Source organism: Flagellimonas myxillae, assembly GCF_023502235.1.
Taxonomy (GTDB): domain Bacteria; phylum Bacteroidota; class Bacteroidia; order Flavobacteriales; family Flavobacteriaceae; genus Flagellimonas; species Flagellimonas myxillae.
Genome location: NZ_JAMFLY010000001.1, coordinates 1,559,791 through 1,586,348 on the forward strand (window position 1 = coordinate 1,559,791; position 26,558 = coordinate 1,586,348).

Here is a 26,558-nt window from a genome sequence, read left to right on the forward strand (position 1 = left end):
ATTTTTGTTGTAAATAATTTTCTTCGGTAACATCGAATGGTATCCAATTTTGAATATTATGTTTTACTGGTCTCCAGCCTTTCTGTCCAATTGGGTTTCAATCTTTTCCAATCTTTCCAAAATACTCTTGATTGCTTCATTCTCTTCCTTCAATCGGGAAATTTCCTCTTCCTGTTCCAATAAATAAAGCGTGAGCTCTTCAATTTTTCGAAGTAGTTTAGCATCCATGTTACCCAAATCGATACCATCCTCTTTTACCTTTTGGGCACTTGGGATATTAGGCAAATGTCCAAATTCACGAATAAATTCCCTTACTTCATTCAATCGCATCAAGTCATAGTCCTTTAGGAAAACAAAGTCCGGCCAGTTACCCTGCAACTCTACTTTTACTCCTTCAGCAATAACATTTCCAGCTACAGCTAGACGATATCCTTGGGTATTGGTCGTTCCGATTCCAACATTTCTATCCGCGAATAAATCCCGTGCGGTCCAATCAACAGTTGTGAGGTTGGAATTTTCAGAAGTATAGTCAATAACGCCACCTCCGGCATTGGTCAAAACAGTCTCTGTATTACTGGCAGGGGAAGTATTTCCCGCTGCATCTTCTGCCACTACTGTAAAATCATAGCTCGTACTCGGAGTAAGTCCCGTTACATTAAAGTTGGTGTTCACTCCTGAATTTCCGATGCTCACCCCATCTTGGAAAATTTCGTAATTGGTAACCCCAATATTATCTGTGGACGCATTCCAATTTAAATCTGTGCTGGTGGAGGTTGTATTGGAAGCGGTAAGGTTGGTGGGTGCCGTTGGATCTTCAGTATCCGGTACACCAGGGGTGTTAACAGTTTCCGTGTTACTGGCAGGGGAAGTATTCCCTGCAGCATCCTCTGCCACTACCGTAAAGTCATAACTATTACTGGGAGATAACCCAGTTACATTAAAGTTGGTGTTTACGCCAGAATTACCAATGCTAACTCCATCTTGGAAAATCTCATAGTTTGTAACACCTACATTGTCCGTCGAGGCGGTCCAAGTCAAATCTGTGGTTGTAGCTGTAGTATTGGATGACGTAAGATTCGTCGGTGCAGTTGGGTCTTCCGTATCGGGAGCTGCGTTGGTTACGACCGTCTCCGTATTACTCACTGGAGAAGTGTTACCCGCGGCATCCTCTGCAAAAACCGTAAAATCATAACTTATTTCTGGGGTAAGGCCTGTTACATTAAAATTCGTTGTTACACCAGTGTTCGCAATACTTACTCCATCTTGGAAAACCTCATAATTGGTAACTCCAATATTATCAGTTGATGCGCTCCAGGACAAATCCGTGGTTGTATCGGTAGTATTGGCAGAACTCAAGTCAACAATTGCCGTTGGTGCCTGACCATCTGCAAGCGTGTTAACAGTCTCTGTATTGCTAATTGCAGAAGTGTTACCTGCAGCATCTTCAGCAACAACTGTAAAATCATAACTTGTATTTGGTGTAAGGCCAGTCACGTTAAAATTTGTATTTACTCCAGAATTCCCAATGCTCACACCATCTTGAAAAATCTCATAATTGGTAACGCCAACATTATCGGTAGAGGCACTCCAAGATAAATCTGTGGTGGTTTCCGTGGTATTGGATGAGGTTAAATCACTAACCGCTGTAGGAGCCTCGGTATCGCTACCATCGGCGGTAATGGAAACGCTGTCAACTATCACAGTGTTCCCCGCAACAAACCTTTGGTTAAAGGGACTGGTGTAAATCCTGATAATTGGATTTGTGGCGGTGGCCGTAACGTTAAAAACATATTCTACCCAGTCGGTGCCTAAAATTGTCGTTGTTCCAAATCCATTCATTCCAACCCAATTGGCAAAAGCCGGGTTACCAGTTGTGGAAACCATAGGGCCTTGTTTTGCCCAAATGCTTATGGTATAATCCACTCCAATGGTAGCATTAAAGGAGTATTCCAAGGTTCTTCCATTGTTGGCAGTGGACTCCACCCTGATGGCAAAGTTTCCAGTTTGTGCTTCGGTATTGTCCGATGTTACAACTCCCAAACCTGCCCAACCAGTTGTGGCATCGGCTTCATTTTCAATCGAGGCAGCATTGGCTTGAGAATGTAAATTTTGTGAGGTTGCAGTAAATATTCCTAAACAAAAAAGAAAGGAAAAAAGTAGTAATTTCTTGTCCATACAGAACTGGCTTTAAGGTTGAATAAAAGGGAGAACAAAACAAAAGTATAGTACCTATTATAGAATCGATTATTTTGATTTAAATTATCGATGAAACGCAAAAAAATACTTTGACTGAATCATTAACCCCTGGGAGACTGGAAGAGCCAACATTCTAAACATTAATCCAAGAAGAATCCAATATTAGTTTTGGCTCAATTGACTGAGATATAGAGTTCTATCCAAGAAAACCGAACATCAATTTTATATCAATAAAATTTGGTGGGTCATTCGGACGTTGTATCTTTATCCATATTAGCCCCAGACCCTTACGCTACTTCAAATAGTGGACGTATTGCAGATAAATGATCAGTTTGGATCATTAACTTTTATGCCCCATATAAACCAAGAACTTACCCCAGTCTCTCATGAACCTTCTTTTCTCCAAACTCAGGTATATTGCCTTTTGGGCAATTGATGCCATTAAAGGTGGAACTATTCGAAAGAATCTCCAAGACATAAAACACTCCCTTTCGCTGGATTCTTACCATCTTTTACAACAAAAAAATGAGCCCGTTCTTAGGGAGTTGTTGGACAGTGCTTCCCAGCGATTTTCGTACTACGCTCACTTGAAGACTTATAAATCACTTCATGATTTTCCGGTGGTAAATAAAAACATCATTAGAGACAACCCAGCCCTAAAACTTAAAAAACCATCCAAGTTGGGAAAACTTCATTCCACTTTTACAAGCGGATCAACCGGTACACCTTTCATGGTCTATAGAACTACGCGAAAACTTAAAAGAAACATAGCCGATACCATTTACTTCGCAGGTAGATCCGGGTACACCTTAGGGGACAAATTACTATACTTAAGGCATTGGAATAGTAGCCTCAAAAAAAACAAACTAGTGGCATTTGCCCAAAATATTGAACTACTTGAAGTTGATGAACTAGAACCAAATGAAATTCAAGAACTATTAACTAAACTTGAAAAAGACAAATCTCCAAAGGGATGGCTTGCATATACTTCCGCACTAGAAAAAATCTGTGATTATTTGGACTCCATAAATTCCAAGCCCATAGAGTGCAACGTAAAATCCATAATAGGCATGTCTGAAGGTCTTAGTCCATATGTGAGAAGTAGAATGTGGTACTACTTTAATACCCCGATGGTGTCTAGGTACTCCAATTTTGAAAATGGGATACTAGCACAACAGACAACCCATAGCAACCACTTTGAAGTCAATTGGGCCAGTTATCATCTGGAAATTTTGGATTTCGAGGAGGATGTACCGGTAGAGCACGGGGCTCTTGGCAGAATAGTGGTCACTGACCTTTATAACCATGCTATGCCCATGATCAGGTACGACACCGGGGATATTGGGGCCATGATTTTTACCCCTGGTAGTAAATTCCCAGTACTAAAAACAGTCGAAGGCCGAAAACTGGATATCCTTTTGAATTCCCAAGGGGAAATGATCAGTCCCTTTAAACTAATGGCCATTCTTCCAAATTTTTCCGAACTAAAGCAAATTCAGTTTCTACAGACTGAAAAAACCACCTATGTGATTAAAATTAACATAGATGTTCCCTTTCCAAGGGAAAATGAACTCGTGAACGAAACACGTAGAATTTTGGGCAAGGATGCCCAAATTCAAGTGGAATATGTGGATGAAATTCCCTTGTTGAACTCCAGAAAAAGAAAATTTACACGAAATTTGTATACGGAACGTAGCCTACAATACGTTTAAAAGGTTCATTATTATCCACCAATCCGTTAAATGAAACATACCAACATACTTTTTACCTGTGCGGGACGAAGAAATTATTTGATCAACTACTTTAAAGATGCCTTGGGCGATAATGGTAATATCGTAGCCGTGGACATGCAGCTTACGGCACCAGCATTGGTTGATGCCGATATCGCCAAGAAAGTTCCCGGCATTTATGACCCAGGTTATATTCCCGCTCTCAAGGAAATTATTGAAAGTGAAAACATCGATGCGGTCATCTCCCTGAACGATTTGGAATTGCCCATACTGTCAAAGCACAAAGCCGAATTGGAAGCTTTGGGTGCCAGAATCATAATTTCCGACCCTGAAGTAATCTCCATTGCTTTTGACAAATGGGAGACCTTCACCTTCTTTCAAGAAATTGGTGTCGATACACCAGCAACTTACCTTAATTTGGACGATGCCCTCGCTGCTATTTCTGCTGGGAATCTAAGCTACCCGGTGATTGTTAAGCCAAGATGGGGAAGCGCCTCCATAGCCATCGATATTGCAGAAAATGAAGAAGAGCTAAGATTGGCCTATCAACTCCAACATATCAAGGTTAAAAAATCAATTTTAAGCACTGCAAGCGCCTCGGATATGGATCAGAGCATCTTAATCCAGGAAAAGATTGATGGTGAGGAATATGGGATAGATATCCTGAACGATCTTGAAGGCAACCACTACAATTCCTTCGTGCGTAAAAAAATGGCCATGCGATCGGGAGAGACGGATAAGGCCTCATCAGTTATCAATCCCGAATATGCCGAAATTGCCAAGAAAATAGCCGAAAATACCAAACATGTTGGAAATATGGATTGCGACTTCTTTGTGAAAGGAGACAAGGTGTACTATCTCGAAATGAATCCTAGATTCGGGGGTGGTTACCCATTTTCCCATGAAGCCGGAATAAACACTCCTGCTATTTATCTAGCTTGGTTGAACGGTGATTCCAATGTTGACCAATTCAATAATTTTAAGGCAGGACTCATGTTCTCCAAATGTGACCGCATGATGCCCATCAAAAACTAATCTGCGTCACATTAGAAAAGATTCAAATAAAAAGGGGAGAAAGTGCTACTTTCTCCCCTTTTTTGGCACTAATATTCCAAATCAAAATTCAATTATTTCCATCTCGGACCTTCGGTTCTTGGAATGCTTGGACTCTGGGCATCGTACCCCGTCCCCACATTCATTGGTCAACTGTTCTTCACCGAAGCCACCAAACCGTATCCTATTTTCCGGAATTCCCTGGGATTTAACATACTCCACGGTGCGTTCTGCCCGTCTTTCCGATAGCCATTGGTTATAATTACTACTACCACGGGAATCTGTATGTCCGGCAACCTTGACCACTAGGGTTGGGTTGTCTTTCAAAATTGTAACCAATTGATCCAGTAAACCTTTGTCCGTTCTAGTCAAATACGAGGAATTAAGGCTGAAGTAGATGTTTCCTAACTGCTCTATTTCGCTTCTGATCTTGGCACGCTTGGCCTCCTCAGCTTCCCGTTTTGCTTTTTCGGCAGCTGCCAGTTCAGCGGCCTCTTTTTCTTTTCTCACCTGCTCAGCCAATCGCTGGGCCTCCTCCTCTGCCCTTTTTTGGGCAATGGAATCCTGGACACGTTGCTGTTCTTTTTCCAGCTCTTCCAAGAGGGCCAACTTCTCTTCCCCTTTTCTGGAAAGTCCTTTTTTAACGTTAAATCGATAGGCCACGCCTATCGCATGTTGAATATGGTTGGTGGAGTTATCAGTATTCATGGTCCATTTTCCGGTGGAGTTAAAATCCAATCCCCAATGGTCCGAGAACCAAGTCCTGAAACCAACAACTGCATTATAGGTTCCCCTACCTTGATTATTTGCATCGGTGTATCCAACCCCGATACCTACATAAGGGTCAAAAAATCCGGTTTCCCCCAAAATCATGTTCAGGTCGTAGCTGATCCGAAAATCCAACCCCAAATAGTCCACATCTTCAGGATTAACCGCATTATCCACTATTTTTCCTTGCTTATACCGGTTGTAAGTTGCTATGGCCTCAAGTCCAACACCGCTTTCAAAGTAGCGGCCCACACTTATTCTCGAAGGGTAAGGAACCGCGTTCCATCCATCTTGTAGATCCAACAGTTTACCAAATTCGTCACCGGAATCGTCCACAATATTGGTTCCAAGGGAAACCAACCAAAAACTGTTAACAATACTGTCTTTTTTTGTCAATTGGACGTCTTGGGCGGTCAATGCCCAGGTGAATAGCACGGCCAAGGCCGTTAGTGTAGGTTTTGAAGCTTTCATTCTGTTTAGATTTGAGGTTTCCTAGAACAAAACTACACCAAGGTTTGAAGAACATGAATTTTGTGCTTTCAAATGCCTTAATTCTCGATAAGAAGATGAAGTGTTACAAAGTGCCGATAAGCTACCATCCCTTTTTCTGGATGTCCATTTTTTTGCTGGAAAGCGGCATTTTATAAACGTAAAATGGATAAGAAACAACTTCGGATTCCAAACCTTTATCCGAAGCGTTGTTGGATAGTTCCAAAGCCAGGGAAACCCCTGTTTCGGATTCATTTGACCTAGACAATACTGGCACTTTTTCTCCTTTTTGGCTCCCCAGGCACAATACCACGACCATTTCCTTTGAAAAATCGATTGTGGGCACGGGAAGACCCGGTTTACGGGTCCTGTTGATTCGGGAATAGAACTTGTTCAAAGATTTAACATCCCTAATTACCCCGGCTTCATAGTCCAAAATGCCACTAAAACCATCCTGGGCCACCAAAACAATGTCTGGGTCACCTTGGGGCTGTGCTTCTTTTTGCACCTTACAGGACATTATGCAAACCAATATTGGGACAAGTACGTATCTCATTTATCAATAGGAATTTTTGAACCTGTATTTATAGGCCTTTTCGTAAACCTCTTCGTACAAGGGCAATATATTCAGAATGTCAAACTTGGATGCCACCTTGTATGCATTTTCCTTGAACCTGTCCAATACCTGATCATCTTGAAGGATTTCAATCGCTTTTCTGGCCATTTCGTCCACATCGCCTACGTTGGCAAGGTAACCAGATATGCCATTTTTGTTCACTTCCGGAATACCTCCTGTATTGCTGGAAATAACGGCTACTTTGTTAATCATGGCCTCCAGTGCTGCCAAGCCAAAACTTTCCGATTCCGATGGAAGTAAAAATAGGTCAGAGAAGCAAAGTACCCGGTCTATTTCCCTACTATTCCCCAAAAACACCACTTTTTCCTTAATTCCCAAATCCTCGCATTGCTGCTCGGCATATTCCTTTTCGGGTCCTTCCCCAACCATGATCAATTTAGCTGGGATTTGTTGTTGGACCTTGTGAAAAATATTGATCACGTCGGGAATACGCTTTACTTTCCTAAAGTTACTGATATGCGTAATGATTCGCTCATCCTCTTTGGCCATGAGCGATCGTTGGCAATCGGTAAAATCTTGTTTGTACTTGGTGGTATCGATAAAATTGGGAATAACCTCGATCTCCTTTTCAATATCAAAGGTGTCCAAAGTATTTTGTTTCAATGCCTCTGAGACGGAAGTAACGACATCAGATTTGTTAATGCTGAAGGTAACGGCAGGCTTATAGAACGGATGTTTCCCTACCAAGGTAATATCGGTTCCGTGCAGTGTGGTGATCATCGGAATAAAAATTCCTTCTTCCTGAAGCATTTTTTTGGCCATAAAACCCGCATAGGCATGGGGAATGGCATAATGTACATGCAATAATTCTATCCCGTAAAACTTAACGGTATCCACTAATTTACTGGATAAGGCTAGCTCGTAGGGCTGATAGTGGAACAACGGATATTCAGGCACATGCACCTCATGAAAATGGATGTTATTACCCAGCAGCTCCAACCGTACTGGCTGTTTATAGGTTATAAAATGAATTTCATGACCCCTTTCAGCAAGGGCTATTCCCAATTCTGTTGCCACAACTCCACTACCACCAAAGGTGGGATAACAAACTATTGCAATTTTCATAAGAACAAATCTAAAGCAATATTTACTTTCTAATTTATAATAGAATCATAAATAGCTTTCTGGATTCTGGTTCGTAACCCAGATTTTACCAAAAGGGTATTGGAAGCGGACGGATAGGTCCGATTGGATAAAAAGACATAGACCAGCTCCTCATCTGGGTCTGCCCAAGTGTAGGTTCCTGTGAATCCACTGTGCCCAAAGCTTTTACGCGAAACACATCCACAAGTAGGCCCTTTCTCCTTTAATTGTGGCTTGTCAAAACCAACTCCGCGCCTTACATCTTTATGGCAGAAATAACAGGTGTTGAATTTTTTTATGGTCCGTTCATTCAAGAAACGGACTCCTCCATACACCCCGCCTTGTAAATACATTTGCATGATTTTGGCCACATCGTTGGCATTGCTGAACAAACCTGCGTGCCCTCCTACCCCGCCTTGCATGGCCGCACCCATATCGTGCACATATCCCTGTATGGTTTGGTGGCGGTAATAGTTATCTTCTTCTGTTGGAACAATTTCTTCTTTTTCAAACTTGTCCAAAGGATTAAAAGAAGTCCTTTGCAATCCCATCGGAACATACAGAAAATCATTCACCAATTTATCGATGGACTCCCCATAGGTTTCTTCAATATATTTTTTGAAGACATAATAGGCCACATCGCTATAGCGATACCTGTTAGACTTTAGCTCTTGTCTTCCAATACGATTATAAATGGAGTCCTTATAAGCATCCGTTAAATACAGATTATCTGCTACTTTATACGAAAATCCCTCGGTCGGTTGGTTCCGATAAAAGTCAGGTGAAGGTGTTCGGTTTTTGGTAAGCGTTTTAATGTAAAAGGCAATCCAAGCCGGGAGTCGGCCATAGTGGGACAAGGCCTTCAATACCGTGACATCCTTGAGTTCGGTCTCCTCGTATTCCGGGACCAATTCCTTAAAGGTATTGTTTAAAGCAATCTTTCCCTCCTCTTCCATCTTCATGATCAAGGGCAAGGTAGACAGAATCTTGGTCAATGAGGCCAAATCATAGATATGGGTTTGGCCAATTTCGTTTTCGGAATTGTAGGTTGGTTTCCCAAAATTCTTATGATACACAACCTTTCCCTTTTTGGCAATCAACACCTGGGCTCCGGGATACATCAACGAATCCAGACCAGCCTTGACCAGACTATCCACAGCGGCCAGTTTTCCCGAGCTCATACCAACCCTTTCTGGAATGCTATAGCCCAATCGCTGTAAAGGTTTTAGCTCGATGCCGGTATTCACCGGAAAATCCGAATGGGCCGAAACGGGAAGCTTCCCTTTTGCGCCAATGGCGCCAAAAATAACCTCGGCCACATTTTCTTGGCTGATCTTACTGTTCTGATAACCTACCACAAGTCCATCAATGGTGTCAAAATTGGGGATATCCAATAGTGCATACGGCTTTGCGAATACGGCCAATATGGTATTGCTGGTTCGCATTCGGCTGATTTCCTGTAACCAGAAAAGTTCGTTTTCCGAGAATTTGTACCCTTTCCAAGGGCTCGAATTGTCCTTGTGGAAACCGATGATCACTAAATTAAACCGCGCCAATTCCTTGCGATAACCAGACAAGTCCTTTGCTTGTATCGCAGTCACTTCGGAATATTGCTTCAAGGTTTGTAAAAAAGGTAATCCAGAGGCATCGCCAAAATGTACATAGGCGATTTTTTTGTTTTCCAATTTTTTAATGGGAAGCAAGGAAAAATTGTTCTTGACAACGGTAATGGCGTTCTCCATGGCCTCTTCATAAAGCGCATCGTTATCTACGGTGTTCAGGTCCTCGTAGAGATGCTCAAGTTCCACGGGTTTATAATCATGCAGGCCTGCCTTGTATTTGGCCATCAATATTTTCTTGACCGATGCCGCCAACCGCACTTCGGTAACAATGCCACGGTTATACGCTTCCATGAGCTTTTCCTTTGCCTGAAGTACATTTTCAGGCATGAGCAACATATCGTTTCCAGCAAGAAAAGCGTTGAGCTCCACTTCTCCCTCCGGCGCAAATTCGGAGACTGCCTTCATATTTAGGGCATCCGTAATAACAAGTCCTTCAAAGCCCATTTCGTGCTTCAATAATTCCGTGACTACCTGGTCGGAGAGTGTTGAGGGTAGCCCTTTTCTAAGAAATTCCACCTGCGGAACGTCCAAATGCGCCACCATTACGGAACTAAGTCCATTGTTTATCAACGATTTAAAGGGATATAATTCTATGGAATCCAATCGCTGTCGTGTTGATGCTATTATCGGAAGGGACTTATGCGAATCGGTTGCTGTATCGCCATGGCCAGGAAAGTGTTTTCCACAAGACAACACACCGGCCCGCTCCATACCATCCATAAAGGCAATTCCTTTGTTGGCCACATTTTTTGGGTCTTCGCCAAACGAGCGATTCCCAATTATAGGATTTTGCGGATTGTTATTGACGTCCAAGTCGGGCGCAAAATTAATGTGCACGCCCAATCGTTTTGCCTGTTTTCCAATCTGATAGCCAATCTTTTCAACAATACAACTGTCCTTTATGGCTCCCAAGGTCATATTCCATGGAAAGGCGTAGGTAGAGTCCAATCGCATTGCGAGTCCCCATTCGGCATCCAAGGCAATCAGCAAGGGAGTTTTGGAAACAGATTGGAAATCATTGGTCATTTTGGCCTGCCTACCTGGTCCGCCCGGCAAGAATACCACGCCTCCTATATGATGTTGTTTGATTAGTTCCTTTATTTTTTCTTCAGAAGAACTCCCTTTCTTGGAGGTAGTGCTGACCATGAATAATTGACCAATGCGCTCTTCCAGCGTCATATTGTTGTACTGCGTATCAACCCATGCTTTCTGAGCCAAGGTATCCCTGGTTATCAAAGGGTTGTGCTGCCCGAAGGCATTAAGGAAAACAAACAAAAATAGGGGGAAGTAGTAGTTTATCCGCATAAGCAAATGATCTAGGGGCATGAACTTATCGCTGATAAATGTATTGCATTTCGTCGAAGAATGCACTGAAATCGGGTTAATTTACAGATTTCTTCTATAAAAAACGCGAATGCCAGCTTTCGGATGCCGGTACTTCCCAGTGTTCGGAATACTCCAATTTATTGGCTACAAGGTTGTTGAAAACAGTGGTATTTTTTGAAATGGACTTGGCTTTTGCCATTTTTTTGAAGTCTTTTAGCGACTTATACGCAATGTATTCACCCTGCTTAAAAGAGACGTTCATCCGATCCATGAGCTCAACCCCATATTTTTGCTCCAGACCTTGGATAAAATGCACCGATGCATCTATGGAACAACCCGAAGCACTTGCTTGGGACTGATCCAATCCGATAACAATAAACCGCTTGTATTTTACCTCGAACCCTGCTTGTAGGGTACTTCCGTGCGCTGTCCACTCATTTAAGAACTGGGACAGTGCTTGATTTATTTCTTCCAGCTCTTCAGGCGAAAAACTGCGATTGGATTGATAAATCCATATTCTGGCCGTATCTGGAAGGGTTTCAAAATCAACTAACATTTTATAAAGAATTTGCGATAAGTTCAGCTACATCCAAAACAGTGACACTGTCTTCCTTTTCATGTGCTTTAATACCATCCGTCATCATGGTATTACAATAAGGACAACCGGTTGCGATAATGTTGGGGTTGGTCTCCAATGCGTCTTTTGTGCGCAATACGTTTATATCCATATCTCCCTTTTCAGGTTCCTTGAACATTTGGGCTCCACCCGCACCACAACATAGTGCCGTTTTTTTATGACGCTTCATCTCAACGATCTCCGCATTGGTTTTCTGCAACACCGCTCTGGGAGCATCGAAGATAGTGTTTGCCCTTCCCAAATAACAAGGGTCGTGGAATGTAATCCGCTTCTCTTTATACACTTGGCCCTTCAGGGTGAGGCGGCCGGCATCAATCAGTTGTTTGATGTACTGCGTATGGTGAAAAACCTCATAATTTCCCCCTAAACTTGGGTATTCGTTTTTTAAGGTATTGAAGGAATGTGGGTCACAGGTTACAATGCGTTTTATCTCATAACCATTCAAAACTTCAATGTTCATCATGGCCTGCATCTGAAACAGGAACTCGTTTCCGGCGCGTTTTGCAACATCTCCGGTGCAACTTTCTTCTGGCCCCAGTACGGCAAAATCCACTTTGGCTCTATTCAATATTTTTACGAATGCCCTGGAAATCTTTTTGGCCCTATCATCATAACTGCCTGCAGAACCCACCCAAAATAATATTTCCGGCTGTTTTCCCTCAGCCAAAAATTCTTCCATGGTCTTCACTGTAAGTGCTTCACTCATAGTTTTGGATTATTCGTTTACCCAGTTTAAGCGGTCCATTTGATTATATGGCCACGGTGCTCCATTGTTTTCAATGTTGGACATCATATTATTTAGTTCTGTAGGAGCAGCCGACTGTTCCATTACCAAATACCGTCTCATTTCCAAAATAATGGAAAGTGGGTCGATACTAACCGGACAGGCCTCAACACAAGCATTGCAAGTGGTACAGGCCCACAGTTCCTCGCGACTAATGTAATCGTCCAATAACTGTTTGCCATCCGGTGTAAACTCCCCATTGTTGGCATCCATTTGTTTTCCCACTTCTACCAAGCGATCTCGGGTATCCATCATTATCTTTCGAGGGGAAAGCTTTTTCCCTGTCTGATTGGCCGGACATTCTGAGGTACATCGACCACATTCGGTACAGGTATAGGCATTCATGAGTTGCACCCAATTCAGGTCCATGACATCGGAAGCGCCAAACTTTTCTGGTTCCGTCGCACCTTCTTCCGGTGCTGCATAGGGGTCAGCACTAGGGTCCATCATTAATTTAACCTCATTGGTTACGGCCTCTAGGTTGTTGAATTGCCCCTGTGGTTTAAGCTTTCCATAAAAGGTATTTGGAAAGGCCAGTATTATATGAAGGTGCTTGGAATAGTAGAGATAATTTAAAAAGGCAAGAATTCCCAAAATGTGTATCCACCAGGCACTTCGCTCAATCAAAATCAAAGTAGAGATGGAAAGATCCTGGAACAAACCTGCAATATATTGGCTTACCGGGAAGGCTCCCGCTTTGGTATAATGTGGAGCATCCAATTGCTGTAATTGAAAATCCGCAGCGTTCATGGTAAGGAACAGACACATCAACACCATTTCAATGTAGAGAATCATGTTCCCATCTTTTTTGGGCCACCCTTCCATTTCCGGCTTAATAAAACGCTGGAGTTTGATCGTATTTCTTCGTAGCCAAAACACAACCACGGCAACTATCACCAAAATGGCTAAGATTTCAAAAGAGCCGATCAAAACATCGTAGACCACTCCCAAAGGTGCAAAAACCCTATGCGTGCCCAAGATACCGTCCACGATGATCTCCAATACTTCAATATTGATGATCAAAAAACCAGCATACACAATAAGGTGCAAAAATCCGGCTACGGGTCGAACCACCATTTTGGTCTGGCCAAGGGCGATACGCAACATGTTTTTCCAACGCTGCGGTCTGTTATCGCTAACATCCACTTCTTTCCCAAGTTTGATGTTTCTGCTGAGCTTTTTTACATTTCTAGTGAAAAACCCAATCCCAATCACAAGGGCCACACCGAACAAAATATTGGGTAGGTACTCCATATTCTAATTCTGTTTTTCTGCCGCGGGATCGTTCTCCGGAAGTTCGTATTCCTTTTGTTTTTTTCCGAAAACGGAAACATTAACGTAGCGTTTGGGGTTCAATCGGAAATCCTGTAGCAATAAATCCAACTCTCGCGAGGCTGCAGCAAGATTATCATATAGCTGCTCATCGTGGGCCAGCTTGCCCAGTGACCCCTCGCCTTTTTCTATTTTCATCAAAACCGAATTCAGTTTTTCCACTGTTGTTTTAAAGTTGGACACCGTGCTTGCCAATCCTGCATTGGCCAAGGAATCGGAAAGTTTGGAAAAGTTGGATGTGATTTTGTCCACATTCTTTAAGGAATTATCAAGTTGTTCCTTGTTGTTTTCCAATAGCACGTTTAGCTTGTCTGCACTCGTCTTAAAGGAGCTAATCAACTCATTGAGCCCAGCGATACTTTGTCGCAGTTCTATTCTGGTTTGGTCGTCCAAGACCTTATTTACATTCATTAGCAAAGTGTCTGCATGGGATACGGCCCCCTCCACCTTCATTTGCAAGGGAGTCAATTTTTCCTGTACCAAAGCTGTGATCCCTGGTTTTGTATTCGATTGTAAGGTATCCCCCGACTTCGCCATTGGGGCACCGTCAAAAACAGGGTGAATCTGCACTCCCTTTCCTCCTATGATTCCCGTATCATAAATTTCAGCACTACTATTTTTAGAGAATTCATGCCCCTCATCAACCGAAAAGGTCACCACAGATTGAAATCGGGCGTTCTTGAACTCGATTCCTGTAACGTTGCCCACGACCACTCCGTTAATGGTCACCTGGGTGCCAGATTGTATTCCGCCCACATGGTCATAGACGGCATAGAGCGTTTTGGTATTTTCAAATATGGACGATGATTTTAGGTAACTAAGACCAAATATGAACGCCAGGATTCCAGTAAGTACAATAATCCCAGTCTTGATTTCCCTTGATAGTTTCAAAAGGTTCGGTTTACGGTTCTAAACAAAATTAGGAATAATTTTGACAAGGCTGCCAAGCTTTTTATCCCCTTCTACAACACCGACTTTAACGGCACCCTAGTGCCATTTTTATAGGCAACAATATACGAAGTAGTATATCCCCTAGCATCAGCACGGGACTTAAGAAGTTTAGCCTCGCTATACGAACTTGCGCTGCCGTACATATATCTGTAGAGGTTTTTATACGGTTCTTTGGACAAGGTTTCCAGTCCGTTGAAATTCTCTCCCTTAAGTGGAATATTCTTGGCGCTGGCCATAAGTTGTACCTTAAAGGTCACCCCTGATGCCGCTGCGGGTTTCTTTTCCTCTTTTTGAGCAACAACAACCTCCTTGGCCGGGACCTTTTCCTCCGCTGTTTCCTGTTTGGGCTCATCCTCCTTCTTGGTGGTCATGTGGACTGCACCCGAGGAATCCTCAATTACCACAGCGCTGGAAGCTGTCTCAATTCCAGTGGTCATATCCCTTTTATAACCCAAAACAGCATCGGCGATGGCCTTGCCCATTTCGTTTTGTCCTTTGGATGAGTTTAAATAGCTCCCTTCATTTTTATTGGTCAGGAAACCAGCCTCCACCAAAACGCTCGGCATAAAGGTCTGGTGCAGAACGATGAAACCTGCTTGTTTCACTTTTCGGTCCTTTCTTTGCAATTGTTTGGTAAAATTATCTTGAAGTCGTTTGCCCAGCAATATGCTATGCTCCAAAAACTCTTCCTGCATAATGGTAAGACCTATTACCGATTCCGGGGAATTGATGTCGTATTCCGCATAGCGTTGCTCATAGTTGTCCTCAAGGTAAATCACGGAATTCTCCTTTTTGGCAACTTCAAAATTCTGTCGGTTTTTATGCAATCCCAAAACAAAAGTTCCTGCTCCATGTGCATCGGAGTTATGGGAATCGCAATGTACCGAAACAAAGAGGTCGGCATTGGCCTGGTTCGCTATTTCCCCACGAACAAACAAATCCACAAAACTATCGTCCTTACGGGTATAAATCACTTTAACATCGGCATGTTTTTCGAGTTCGGCACCGGCTTTTAACACAATGCCCAGGGCAATGTTCTTCTCTAGATATCCATTACCCAAGTTACCAGGATCATGTCCTCCATGGCCCGCATCCAGGACTACAACAAATTTATCTTTGGGCGGTACTTCGATATCATTTTTGGTAAACGAAGTCAGGGGAACAACCACGAATAGAACGATAAGAAAAGATAACCAACTTTTATTCATAAGAACTGTACAATAAAGGCGCTCCGCTATGGTTAAAATTATTGTAATCCCCAATCAACAGAACAAAAAATATATGTAAGTTTGAGCCCAAAAACTGAGCCAAACTAGCACAAAAATAGGATTTATCGCGTTGCAATCAAATAAACATTTTTTAGTTTTCCTATTTGTTCTTCTTGGTAACACCCTAATTCTAAGAGCTCAGGAAGACCCTATAATCCCTTTGCCCATACATCCTATACAGGATAGTATAACGGCTCCTTTGATGCCCGCCAATATCCTTAACGACTCCATAGTTGTCGATTCTGTAGCGGTTGATACCGTTGCCGGCAACCAACCCTTTCTTTTGGATAAAATAAAATACAAGGCCAAGGATTACGTACGATTGAGCCAAAAGGAAAATAAAATATACCTGTTCAACGAAGCAGAAATCTATTATCAGGATACAGAACTGAAAGCAGGGGTGATCGTAATGGATTATATTAAAAATGAGGTATATGCGGGCCGAATGAAGGATTCCACGGGTACCTATAGCCAATTACCCTTCTTTAAACAAGGTACCCAAGAGGTAAGACCCGATTCCATCCGATTTAATTTTGATACCCAAAAAGCCTTGATTTGGAATTCCAGAACGGAACAACAAGCCGGTCTTGGGCAATTGGGCAGCGATGCTATGAAGGTATATGCCGAGATTACCAAAAAAGAAAACGATTCGGTCTACTTCTTGAGCGAAGGTAAACTCACCACCTCAAAAGATACAGTAGATCCCGATTATTACATCAGAATCAGAAAGGCCAAATTTGTACCAAAAAAGAAGATAATTGCCGGGTTCAGTAATATTTACATTGTGGACGTGCCCACCCCTGTGGCTTTGCCCTTTGCCTATTTCCCATTAAGTGTGGGAAGGACTGCGGGCTTAATATTCCCGACTTTCGGTAATGATCCCCAAAGGGGATATTTCCTTCAGAATGGTGGCTATTACCTCCCTATAAGTGAATATGTGGACCTGCAGGTCACGGGAGATTTCTATACCAACGGCAGCTATGGTTTCAAAGCGAATTCAATTTATATGAAGCGATATAAATTTCGGGGCAATGTGAACTTTAGCTATGAAAACCTGATTCGGAGCCAAAAGGGATTCGATGATTTTAGCCGGACCAGTAATTACAACATTCGAATACAGCATACCCAAGACCCCAAGGCAAGTCCCTATTCCAGATTTTCCGCTTCGGTTAACCTTGGTAGTAGCCAGTTCTTTACCAACTCCCTGAATCAGGTAAACCGGTCCAACACCCAGACCAATACCTTTGCCTCATCCATAAGTTATTCCAAGACCTTTCCGGCTTACCCATCGGTGAACACCAGTTTAACCTTGACCCACTCGCAAAACTCGAGAACCCAGGCCATAAACATGTCCTTGCCAACCTTTCAGGCCAGTATGGAGCGAATTTTTCCGTTTGCCAAACGGGATGGTATCAAAAAGGGTATTTTTCAGAACATCAACTTTCAATACGATGTTAACGCCCAAAACAGCATCACCACTACGGAAGAGGACTTTTTTACCAGCAAAATGTTTGAGGATGCCCGGGTGGGAGCCAGACATCGTATTCCTCTAGGCACCAACTTTAAAATTGCCAAATATCTCAGTGTTAGTTTGAACGGAAACTACGAGGATGTATGGACCTTGGAAACCATCAATCGTAGGTTCGATGAAGAAGAGCAGACCGTAGTAACAGATACCATTGCCGGATTCGACCGATTTAATAGGTATAGCATGGGAGCGAGTATCGGGACGGTCATGTACGGAACCTTCAACTTTGGGGAGGATAAAAAAATCCAGGCCATTAGGCATACGATACGCCCCTCCATTAGCTACAACTACGCACCTTCGTTTGAGAAGTTCTATGAGACCTATACGGATGGTGATGACAATGAGGTGCAGTACACCCCATTCGAATCCAGTATTTATGGGCGACCTTCCTTAAGCCGAGGAAATTCCATCGGGTTTTCCTTGCAGAACACCTTGGAAGCCAAGGTACGGGATAAGGATTCAACGGTATTGGAACCCCGGAAAGTACAGATATTGAGCAACCTTACGTTTTCCACCAATTACAACTTTGAGGCAGATTCCCTGAAGTTGAGTCCGGTCAACATCAGTGGGGCCACCCAGATTATTAAAAATGTCCCCATAAATTTCTCGGCCACATTAGATCCGTATGCGATAGACAACAACGGAAGAAGAATAAATACGTTCAACATCAACAATGGGGGAAGTCTTTTTAGGTTGACATCCGCTAGGTTGAACACTGGGTTTAGATTGGACAGCGAAATGTTCAAAAAAGGAGGCAGCAAAACCAAGGAGGACTCAAAATCCCGAGATCCAGATTACAGCTCCAACCTCTTTGAATTAAAAGGTGCCCGGGACGGAAAATCCAATTTTGGCCGGGAAGAGGAAGAGGATCCGGACGATGCGAACAACCCACTTTATGCCAACCAAGTACCTTGGGATATGCGGGTAACCTATGTAGCCACCTATAACAACAGCAACCGGCAAAAGGAGATTACCAACCACTCCATAATGTTCAATGGCAATGTGAAACTAACCCCCAAATGGGAAGTAGGTGTCACTTCGGGCTACGACCTAAAGAACAAGGGATTTGCGGATACTCGATTCGCATTTAAACGCGACTTGAACAGTTTTAGGTTGAGTTTTGACTGGACGCCCTTTGGCCGCTTTGAAAGATGGTACTTTTTTATTGGTATAAAGGCCTCTATTCTTAGCGACCTTAAATGGGAAAACCGAAGTCAACCCTTCAGGAGCGTAAGGTAATTTTGCTATCTTGGCGCCCTAGTCTTTTCAATCCTTTACTTCATGAAAAAAATTATAAATACCCCTAATGCTCCGGCACCAATCGGTCCTTACAACCAGGCTGTTATGATCAAGGACACCCTATACATTTCAGGTCAGATTCCAATAGACCCAAAAACTGGGGATTTGGTGGAAGGGGATATCAAAAAAGAGACCCGGCAGTCCATGGAGAACCTAAAGGCCATTCTGCAAGAGGTGGGAATGACTTTTGAGCAGGTGGTGAAAGCTTCGATTTTCGTCAAGGACATGCACCAATTTGCACAAATCAATGAGGTGTACGGTTCCTATTTTGATACAGATACCGCACCAGCTAGGGAGACTGTGGAGGTTGCCAACCTACCCAAGTTTGTGAATGTGGAAATTTCTATGATCGCGGTTAAATAGTATCGCGGTGGAATTCCATAAGTCCCTCAATGGGTTTTTGACGGATTACGCCCAGGATCAAATCATTGCGCTCGAGTACTGTGGCAAGTTCATCTCGTAAAAAGTGAGCGATGCTCCCCACAAAATTGATGGGCACTTTGGTGGCCAATTCAAATTGCATGATGTAATTGTTGACAAACTGCTGTAGTCCTTTGTCAATTACACCTCGGCAATAGGGATGATCCTTGTTCTCGATTATAAACCGTGCAAATGTGGCCAAATAGGTATTGGGGTTGGGTTGTTTGTACAGATTCTCCTTGATCACGTCTGCCTCCAAATTGTATTCTTTGGCAAACTTAATACCCAAATCCTGTGGCATTTTATGGAAATAATAATCCCTAAGCAGTTTTCTACCGAAGAAGTTACCACTACCATCGTCCATTAAAATATATCCTAAAGAAGTTACTTTTTGGAACAATTGGTGCCCATCGTAATAACTGCAATTGGATCCCGTACCTAGAATACATACGATACCCTGATGCCCAATTTTTGTTGTGGAATAAATAGCAGCAAAGGTGTCTTCCCTTACTTCGGTTTTGGCATTAGGGAAAAAATTCTTGAAAATATCCTTAAGGAAATTCTTCATTCTATCGGTTCCACACCCGGCACCGTAGAAATACAACTGACTAACGACATCCTTGTTTTTGGCAAGCTCAAAGTTATTGGCCAGACGGTCCTCGATAACCTCTCTGGTAAGCACCTCAGGACTAAGACCCAATGTCTGGGTCAAGAACAATTGTTCTCCTTTATCATCCAAGGCAATCCAATCTGCTTTGGTCGCGCCACTGTCAACAATCAATATCATAAGCCGTTATTTAGTTGGATTCGGGAAGAGGGGATTTCTCTTCCCGAATTCTATATTAAAGTAGTAATTTATAGACTAGCTACGTGCTCTGCTAGGTCAACCAATTTATTGGAGTACCCAGTTTCGTTATCGTACCAGGAAACCACTTTGAAAAAGGTGGAGTTTAACTCCATCCCAGCGCCAGCATCAAAAACACTTGTTCTTGCATCGGCCACAAAATCCTGGGATACCACGGCTTCATCAGTGTAACCCAAAATACCGTCCAAATCTCCTTCAGAGGCATCCTTGAACGCTTTTTTGATCTCGTCATAGGAAGTTTCTTTATCCAACTTCACGGTCAAATCAACAACGGAAACATCTGCAGTTGGAACCCTGAACGCCATTCCAGTAAGTTTTCCTTCAAGCTCTGGGATTACCTTGGTTACCGCTTTTGCAGCTCCAGTAGAGGCAGGAATAATGTTCAATAGTGCACTTCTTCCACCTCTGTAATCTTTTCTAGAAGGACCATCAACGGTCATTTGCGTAGCAGTTGTCGCGTGTACCGTGGTCATCAATCCTTCCACAATACCAAACTTGTCGTTCAACACTTTGGCCATCGGCGCCAAGCAGTTGGTGGTACAGGAAGCGTTGGACACGATATTGTCTGAAGCTTTTACATCCTGGTGGTTTACACCCATTACAAACATTGGGGCATCTTTGGAAGGTGCAGAAATAACAACCTTCTTTGCTCCACCATCAATGTGGTATTGAGCGGTTTCCAAAGTTGTGAAAATACCGGTACATTCAGCTACGATATCCGCACCTACTTCGTCCCACTTCAAGTTCTTCGGGTCTCTTTCCGCAGTAATCCTAATGGTTTTTCCATTAACAACCAGGTGACCATCCTTTACCTCTATTGTACCATCGAACTTTCCATGTACAGAGTCATACTCCAACAAATATGCTAGATGCTCCACATCCAACAAATCGTTAATGGCCACAACGTCAACGTTGTCCCTTTCTACGGTTGCCCTAAAGACCAATCTTCCAATTCTCCCGAATCCGTTGATTCCTATTTTCAAATTTGACATTTTTACTTTATTTGGTTTAAATTATGTAGTCATTATATCTGACACACGGATGAGCTCTTCATCTATGTCGGTATGCGCTTTAATAGCTTCACTTATAGGAGTAAGAATCAAGTTGTTGTCTCGAATCCCAACCATATAATTTGATTTTCCTTCCAACAGGCTTTCCACGGCCTTTACTCCCATCCTACTCGCCAAAACTCGGTCAAAGCAAGTTGGGTTTCCTCCACGTTGCATGTGGCCAAGCACGGAAACTCGAACATCATAAATAGGAAGGTGTTCCTCCACATATTCCTTGAGTTCAAAAACGTTCTTTCCAATTCTATCCCCTTCGGCGACAATGACAATACTGGAGGATTTACCAGATTTTTTACTTCGCTTTAGGGATTCGACCAATCGTTCCAGTCCCAAGTTTTGTTCGGGAATCAAAATTTCCTCGGCTCCTGCTCCCACTCCAGCATTAAGGGCAATATGACCTACATCGCGGCCCATCACCTCAACAAAGAATAGTCGATTATGGGAACTTGCCGTATCCCTGATTTTATCTATTGCCTCAACAACGGTATTGATTGCGGTATCGAACCCTATTGTATAGGTAGAGCCTAAAATATCGTTGTCTATGGTTCCTGGGATTCCCATAACCGGGAAGTTGTATTCCTCGTTGAAAATCAAAGCTCCACTGAAACTACCATTACCTCCGATAACTACAAAGGCGTCTATGCCTTCCTTCACCAGTTGATCGTGGGCTTTTTTGCGCCCTTCCTTGGTCCTGAACTCATCACAACGGGCAGATTTAAGAATGGTGCCCCCCTTATTGATAATATTATTGACACTACGGGCGTCCAATGTTTTGAAATCACCTTCAATCATTCCCTGATAACCCCGATAAATGGCCACACACTCAATTTCCAAATATGCGCAAGTACGCACCACTGAGCGAATGGCTGCATTCATTCCCGGAGAATCGCCTCCCGACGTGAACACGCCTATTTTCTTAATTTCTAAAGCCATTAAAAGATTTAAAAAGCCAAAACTAGGAAACTTTATTTAATTTACGAATGACATACCAACTAATTTGATTTCCATAAAATTCTCAAACGTTTTCGTGAAATTTTTATTGAATAATCAAAAAAAATAGGCCTATTTGAATGACTTTTTGGTAACGCTGTTTTTTGGGGTAAACCGAATTAGACTATCCTTCCCCATAATTTCCGTGGATTGTTCTTGTTTTATTTCCTCCTTTGGGGCCTGTCCTTCTTCTTTTTTACTGAAAATCCGTTGCATTAGCTCTTTAAAGCTATTGAAGTCCACTTGGTACGAAAGTCCCACGCCTTGGGTGTATCCCTGCCGTTCCACCAAAAATTGTTGTATTTGATTTTCCCGATTGAAGATTTTGGCACTCAAGGTCCCTTCGTCGTTCAAGATCACCTGGACTTCAACATCGCCTGCCACCACGGATTCCGACAATCCCCCGCCCCCAACAGGAACACCTACCCGTCCATTTACTAGGATGCGGTCGGATATTTGGGTGGAAACGGTCACCCCTATGCGGTCTTCCGTTCGCACAGCCGTTGGGTCCTCGCCACCAAAACCCTGTTCATAGGAAAGTCCTAGATTGAATTTGTCATTTTCACCCGCTAAAATCTGATTGAGCAATCCGGATGCTGTTTGAATAAGGTTCCCCGTAACTGCCTGTTGGCTTATGCCGGTGTTTTCATCCACAAAGGTGCCTTGGGCCAAAAGGAAAAAGGCATTACGTTCCTTAACCGTGGGGTCTTGGAGTCGATATTCGAGCTCTGCTTGGCGCACGGAATTGGTTCCCGGAAAATCGATGTCGAATGAGATATTCGGGCTTTCCAACTCCCCATCCAATCGAACTACCACCTCTGTGGGAATCCTAGATTGGTAAGCTTGATCATCCAACAAGGGTGCGGGATTGGCATTCAAACGATACACGGCTTCCAGGTCAAGCTGCGCTTCCAAGGGGTCTCGCTCCCATAAAATGGTTCCCCCAGGACGCACCTGGAATTTTTTATCTATAACTCCCCCATATTTGAAATTGTATTCCCCGGTCACGGCGACAAATTCACCATACATATTAAATTTTCCATTGGTATTGATCTCGATCAGAAGGATTCCTTCCCCTGTACCCTTCAAGGAGCTTCTCGTATCTTGGTCCACCACAATTTCCACCTCTGCATCTGGTGTTACTACTAGGTCAAACGCCATTTCTAAGCCTTGGTAATCTTCCAGTACCCGTTCTTTCTTGGATGCCTCGGAACTCCCCTTTTCAATAAAGTTGATAAAGGAATAGTCCCCTACGGTGGTAACATCGCTCAAGGGGATTTTTAAGGAAGTCCCTCTAGCTGTTGTGGCATCCACCGCTATGGTCAATGCATCTGTGGGGCCATAAATGCTCCCTGTTCCGTTTATAAATCCGGTTCCATAATACAGGGCTTCCTCCTCAAAGTCCGTGTTCAATATCATGAGGCGGTCATTGTTGGTATCCACATCCAAATCCAAAGACCAATCCCCAAATGCCGTATGGTTTATGGTTCCGTCCAAAGTGGCCCGGGTACCTTCGACCACATCAGAAATCCTGACTTCTTCAAAATAAAAGGTCTGATCAAATAGGCGAACCCTGGAATAGGGAGCAAAGTCATAATCCACGTTTAAGTAGGGTATGCCCAACCCGGCATCATTAAGACTGAGGATTCCATTAATAGAGGGGTTGTCCAGGTTTCCGACAATACGTGTATTGCCATTGACCTTGCCCCGGATATTGGAAATGACCCCATCGCCCAAGGGACTAAAGGGTTCCAGTTCAAAATCGGTAAAATTGGCAAAGAGATTGAGTTCTTGCTGCTTGTTCCTGTTGAACACCTTTCCGTTGACACTCATGATTTCGCGGCCATCGTTTATCAACCATGAACTGACTCCAAATTGGGTAAGGTCGTTGTTCCCAAAAATTCCAATTTCCAAATCCCCCATCCGGTTTTTGTTGATGCTAAAATCACGGACGTTTAGGCTTGAAGTCGGTAAATAGTTACCATCTTTTTGAAGGATGTTGAGGAATCCATCGACCGACCCATCCAGTCGCAAACTGTCTATGTGAGGGGTAATCTTATTCAGGGAAACAATTTTAAATTGCAGATCCAAGTCCTTATAGGTAGAATCGGCCAATTCGCCCCGGAGCCGAATCTGTTCTCTATTGTTATTGTCCATTACAACATCCTCGATACGGATACTGTCCAAGGTTTTGTTCAGGATTACCTTGTTCTTGCTATCCCCGTCTTTATTCAATACCCAAGTATTTCCTTTAAAGTTGATATCCGAAGTCTTCAACCCGATCACCGACTTGTTCTCATTGTTGAAGGTATGGTAAAAATTGAGGTTATAGCTATCGTCGTATCCCCTACCGCCCTTAAATTCCGTTCTAAAGAAAAGGGTGTCTTTCAGGGTGGTATTGATCATATTAAAATCCTTGACATCGTAATATATGGTGGACATATCGGCCACCGAAAGGAAGGTATTGAACAAGGGGTTCTTGTTATCGATTTTCAATTCGATATCATCCATGTGGTTTCCGTAGGCATGGATGCTTGGGGACTTGAAGGTAAGTTTAAAATCCCCTTCGTCCGACACAATATCGCCCCGGATAAAGGTGTTGGGGTCAAAGGCAACCTCGGGGAAAAAGACATCCACAATTTTATTGTAGATCTTAAAATTAAAACTGAGTTCCTGCCCCTCGGAAATTTCGAAGGGTTTATAATTGGTATAGATGCTTCCGATGGAATTCTGCACCAACCTGCCCAACTCGTTCACCTTAAATTTCCCACTTACATAGCCCGTTATGATATCCGGAGAATTTATTTCCACAGTACGTACCGTATCCTGGTCGAAAGAGGAAGTGATGGCAAAGTCGTCGAAGTAATAGGTTTCGTTCTTATTCTGATATATGGTATTGGAAAAGCGTACTTGCCCCACAATGTTATCCAAGGTGCTTCCCTCCACATTCATATTAAGGTCTCCTTTAAAAATGGAAACGCTGTCCTTGATGAAGTTCATTTTTTTAAGGTCCATATGATCTACGGAAGCAATAAAATTGAACTTGTTCTCGTCATCCGCAAAATCGGCCAATCCTTTAAAACTGAATTTCACATTTTGATCGTTGCTCACCAGAGAGCCATCAAAAAGCTGTTCCTTCAGTATTCCCGAAACCCTGAGGTTGGTATACATATAATCGTTGTACTCTAACTTGTACACCTGTCCAATAACCTCGGTATTGAGGTACTCGGAATTGAACCCTTTCCCCTCAACGTTCACATCCAAGGAAGTCAAGCCCAATTGCTCTTCCTCCGTAAAATTGCCCAAGTCAAAATCAATCAAGGAAATAAAACCAATATAGGATGCATTTTCATTGGTCTGGATGTTGGTCATCTGAAGATCGGCATAACTGCTTCCTATAGCTGTATTTAGGTTCACCTGTACGTCCAGGGAGGTTTCGGTGACCTCTGCATCTCCCCGAATGGTAAACTGACCCAATTTTTGAAGGGGCGGTGGTATGGTCTTCCCCAAAATATTGGGCAAAATGGCTCTCAATTGATAGTAACTCGAGGTCAAATTTTTCATCTCCGCTTGCATCACAAAGGGAGCATCCTTGCTGAACATATTGTTGAATTGGAAATCGCCCCGGATTCCCGTCCGATCGGATTCCAGAAAGAGATTGTTCACTTCCAAGGCATTCAATACACCACCAAAGTCGCCAGAAAATGTAACAGACCTATCCTTTCCAAATTCGTTATAAAAGCTATTGACATCATTCAGCGATACAGTGGACTCGGTAAACTGCGCTTTTATGTTGACTTTGTCCAAGAATTCCTTAAAGTCCTCACGGTCATATTCAAAAACCAATTGCCCCTGCAATTCAGATTCGTTGGTGCGGATATTCAAATCTTCAAACCGCATATACTCCTTGGTGTAGGTGAACTCGGTGGATAAATTTTCAAGTCTTACTCCCTTTTTACTGAGCAACGACAGCTGTTCTATATCCAAGGTGACATCAGGGCCAAGAATCTGAAAATCCTTTGCCACAACAGCTAAGTCGGCAAAATCCAAAACTTCCTGTTTTTCGGCATTCTCATCCGTAAGCTTGAATTTTCCGTCGGCAATCTCGATTTCATCCGAAGCCATAAAAAATGGCGGCGTCCCTGGAGCACGGGGCTTTCCATCGTCCAATTTTTCCACAAAAACATCAAGATTGGTATCCCGTTCCCCCTCATAGGTCTTCAGGTTAAAGAAAAGTCCGTCTATTGCTATATCCCCAAACTCCAATCTTCCATCTGTCATGTTTTTCAGGTTCAGGATGGAGGTGGTGAGCTTTTCGATGTAGACGAGTGTATCCTTTTTATAGTCCTCCACATAAATTCCCTTGATACCCGTGTTCAAGCTAAAGAGGGATAGGCTTACGCGATCAATATTGATATTGGTTCCAAACTCCGTGTTGAGGGTTTCAGTGGCATATCGGGCCATTCGGGTCTGAACAGCTGGAATGGATAAAATTAAGGACCCCAAGACCATG

At 43.0% G+C, this 26,558-nt stretch carries 18 protein-coding genes; 4 read left to right on the top strand and 14 right to left on the bottom strand.

Features of this window, described 5'->3' with window-relative positions; all coding sequences use genetic code 11:
- Positions 1–63: 63 nt before the first annotated feature.
- Positions 64–2,175: a fibronectin type III domain-containing protein gene (locus M3P07_RS07125; protein ID WP_249969206.1), complete on the bottom strand. Its 2,112-nt coding sequence runs from the start codon at positions 2,173–2,175 to the stop codon at positions 64–66.
- 407 nt (positions 2,176–2,582) lie between these two features.
- Between M3P07_RS07125 and M3P07_RS07130 the strand changes: the two genes are divergently transcribed.
- Positions 2,583–3,908, top strand: coding sequence for a phenylacetate--CoA ligase family protein (locus M3P07_RS07130; RefSeq protein ID WP_249969207.1), 1,326 nt, complete (start codon positions 2,583–2,585; stop codon positions 3,906–3,908).
- Positions 3,909–3,938: 30 nt separating this feature from the next.
- Positions 3,939–4,961, top strand: a complete 1,023-nt coding sequence (locus M3P07_RS07135) for an ATP-grasp domain-containing protein (protein WP_249969208.1) — start codon at positions 3,939–3,941, stop codon at positions 4,959–4,961.
- Between the two features lie 81 nt (positions 4,962–5,042).
- Here M3P07_RS07135 and M3P07_RS07140 read toward each other — a convergent pair whose 3' ends face one another.
- From M3P07_RS07140 to M3P07_RS07180, 9 genes are all read right to left on the bottom strand, one after another.
- Positions 5,043–6,218: an OmpA family protein gene (locus M3P07_RS07140; protein ID WP_249969209.1), complete on the bottom strand. Its 1,176-nt coding sequence runs from the start codon at positions 6,216–6,218 to the stop codon at positions 5,043–5,045.
- Positions 6,219–6,339: 121 nt separating this feature from the next.
- A complete protein-coding gene (locus M3P07_RS07145; protein WP_249969210.1) occupies positions 6,340–6,792 on the bottom strand; it encodes a hypothetical protein in 453 nt (150 codons plus the stop codon).
- Between the two features lie 3 nt (positions 6,793–6,795).
- On the bottom strand, positions 6,796–7,938 hold the full coding sequence (gene bshA / locus M3P07_RS07150) for an N-acetyl-alpha-D-glucosaminyl L-malate synthase BshA (protein WP_249969211.1): 1,143 nt from the start codon (positions 7,936–7,938) through the stop codon (positions 6,796–6,798).
- A 29-nt stretch (positions 7,939–7,967) separates the two neighbouring features.
- On the bottom strand, positions 7,968–10,883 hold the full coding sequence (locus M3P07_RS07155) for a glycoside hydrolase family 3 N-terminal domain-containing protein (RefSeq protein WP_249969212.1): 2,916 nt from the start codon (positions 10,881–10,883) through the stop codon (positions 7,968–7,970).
- A gap of 94 nt (positions 10,884–10,977) precedes the next feature.
- Positions 10,978–11,460 carry an ABC transporter ATPase gene (locus tag M3P07_RS07160; RefSeq protein ID WP_249969213.1) on the bottom strand — a complete coding sequence of 161 codons (483 nt, stop codon included), beginning with the start codon at positions 11,458–11,460 and terminating at the stop codon, positions 10,978–10,980.
- Position 11,461: 1 nt separating this feature from the next.
- Complete coding sequence (locus M3P07_RS07165; protein WP_249969214.1) at positions 11,462–12,247, bottom strand: (Fe-S)-binding protein; 786 nt, start codon at positions 12,245–12,247, stop codon at positions 11,462–11,464.
- A 9-nt stretch (positions 12,248–12,256) separates the two neighbouring features.
- On the bottom strand, positions 12,257–13,579 hold the full coding sequence (locus M3P07_RS07170) for a 4Fe-4S dicluster domain-containing protein (protein WP_249969215.1): 1,323 nt from the start codon (positions 13,577–13,579) through the stop codon (positions 12,257–12,259).
- Between the two features lie 3 nt (positions 13,580–13,582).
- Positions 13,583–14,548, bottom strand: a complete 966-nt coding sequence (locus M3P07_RS07175; protein ID WP_249969216.1) for an MlaD family protein — start codon at positions 14,546–14,548, stop codon at positions 13,583–13,585.
- A 71-nt stretch (positions 14,549–14,619) separates the two neighbouring features.
- A complete protein-coding gene (locus M3P07_RS07180; protein WP_249969217.1) occupies positions 14,620–15,816 on the bottom strand; it encodes an N-acetylmuramoyl-L-alanine amidase family protein in 1,197 nt (398 codons plus the stop codon).
- Positions 15,817–16,078: 262 nt separating this feature from the next.
- On the opposite strand from M3P07_RS07180, the gene M3P07_RS07185 reads away from it, so the two are divergent.
- Both M3P07_RS07185 and M3P07_RS07190 read left to right on the top strand, forming a co-directional pair.
- Positions 16,079–18,643 (top strand): putative LPS assembly protein LptD, encoded by a 2,565-nt coding sequence (locus M3P07_RS07185; RefSeq protein ID WP_249969218.1) that lies wholly within the window; start codon positions 16,079–16,081, stop codon positions 18,641–18,643.
- 42 nt (positions 18,644–18,685) lie between these two features.
- The gene (locus M3P07_RS07190; protein WP_249969219.1) at positions 18,686–19,066 is read left to right on the top strand and encodes a RidA family protein; all 381 of its coding nucleotides are present in this window, start codon (positions 18,686–18,688) and stop codon (positions 19,064–19,066) included.
- Here the strand turns inward: M3P07_RS07190 and M3P07_RS07195 are convergent.
- The 4 genes from M3P07_RS07195 to M3P07_RS07210 all read right to left on the bottom strand — a co-directional run bounded on the left by M3P07_RS07195 (position 19,059) and on the right by M3P07_RS07210 (position 26,557).
- Positions 19,059–19,910, bottom strand: coding sequence for an N-acetylglucosamine kinase (locus M3P07_RS07195; RefSeq protein WP_249969220.1), 852 nt, complete (start codon positions 19,908–19,910; stop codon positions 19,059–19,061). The two genes, M3P07_RS07190 and M3P07_RS07195, sit on opposite strands and share 8 nt — an antisense overlap.
- A gap of 68 nt (positions 19,911–19,978) precedes the next feature.
- On the bottom strand, positions 19,979–20,980 hold the full coding sequence (gene gap, locus M3P07_RS07200; RefSeq protein ID WP_249969221.1) for a type I glyceraldehyde-3-phosphate dehydrogenase: 1,002 nt from the start codon (positions 20,978–20,980) through the stop codon (positions 19,979–19,981).
- Positions 20,981–21,001: 21 nt separating this feature from the next.
- On the bottom strand, positions 21,002–21,988 hold the full coding sequence (pfkA, locus tag M3P07_RS07205) for a 6-phosphofructokinase (protein WP_249969222.1): 987 nt from the start codon (positions 21,986–21,988) through the stop codon (positions 21,002–21,004).
- A gap of 129 nt (positions 21,989–22,117) precedes the next feature.
- Entirely contained in the window at positions 22,118–26,557 is a 4,440-nt protein-coding gene (locus M3P07_RS07210; protein WP_249969451.1) for a translocation/assembly module TamB domain-containing protein, read from the bottom strand.
- Between the last annotated feature and the right edge of the window lies 1 nt (position 26,558).

Excerpts from the sequence above, each read along its gene's own strand:
- M3P07_RS07125 (WP_249969206.1), bottom strand. The coding sequence starts at position 2,175 with ATGGACAAGAAATTACTACTTTTTTCCTTTCTTTTTTGTTTAGGAATA.
- M3P07_RS07130 (WP_249969207.1), top strand. The coding sequence starts at position 2,583 with ATGAACCTTCTTTTCTCCAAACTCAGGTATATTGCCTTTTGGGCAATT.
- M3P07_RS07135 (WP_249969208.1), top strand. The coding sequence starts at position 3,939 with ATGAAACATACCAACATACTTTTTACCTGTGCGGGACGAAGAAATTAT.
- M3P07_RS07140 (WP_249969209.1), bottom strand. The coding sequence starts at position 6,218 with ATGAAAGCTTCAAAACCTACACTAACGGCCTTGGCCGTGCTATTCACC.
- M3P07_RS07145 (WP_249969210.1), bottom strand. The coding sequence starts at position 6,792 with ATGAGATACGTACTTGTCCCAATATTGGTTTGCATAATGTCCTGTAAG.
- bshA (WP_249969211.1), bottom strand. The coding sequence starts at position 7,938 with ATGAAAATTGCAATAGTTTGTTATCCCACCTTTGGTGGTAGTGGAGTT.
- M3P07_RS07155 (WP_249969212.1), bottom strand. The coding sequence starts at position 10,883 with ATGCGGATAAACTACTACTTCCCCCTATTTTTGTTTGTTTTCCTTAAT.
- M3P07_RS07160 (WP_249969213.1), bottom strand. The coding sequence starts at position 11,460 with ATGTTAGTTGATTTTGAAACCCTTCCAGATACGGCCAGAATATGGATT.
- M3P07_RS07165 (WP_249969214.1), bottom strand. The coding sequence starts at position 12,247 with ATGAGTGAAGCACTTACAGTGAAGACCATGGAAGAATTTTTGGCTGAG.
- M3P07_RS07170 (WP_249969215.1), bottom strand. The coding sequence starts at position 13,579 with ATGGAGTACCTACCCAATATTTTGTTCGGTGTGGCCCTTGTGATTGGG.
- M3P07_RS07180 (WP_249969217.1), bottom strand. The coding sequence starts at position 15,816 with ATGAATAAAAGTTGGTTATCTTTTCTTATCGTTCTATTCGTGGTTGTT.
- M3P07_RS07185 (WP_249969218.1), top strand. The coding sequence starts at position 16,079 with ATGCCCGCCAATATCCTTAACGACTCCATAGTTGTCGATTCTGTAGCG.
- M3P07_RS07190 (WP_249969219.1), top strand. The coding sequence starts at position 18,686 with ATGAAAAAAATTATAAATACCCCTAATGCTCCGGCACCAATCGGTCCT.
- M3P07_RS07195 (WP_249969220.1), bottom strand. The coding sequence starts at position 19,910 with ATGATATTGATTGTTGACAGTGGCGCGACCAAAGCAGATTGGATTGCC.
- gap (WP_249969221.1), bottom strand. The coding sequence starts at position 20,980 with ATGTCAAATTTGAAAATAGGAATCAACGGATTCGGGAGAATTGGAAGA.
- pfkA (WP_249969222.1), bottom strand. The coding sequence starts at position 21,988 with ATGGCTTTAGAAATTAAGAAAATAGGCGTGTTCACGTCGGGAGGCGAT.
- M3P07_RS07210 (WP_249969451.1), bottom strand. The coding sequence starts at position 26,557 with ATGGTCTTGGGGTCCTTAATTTTATCCATTCCAGCTGTTCAGACCCGA.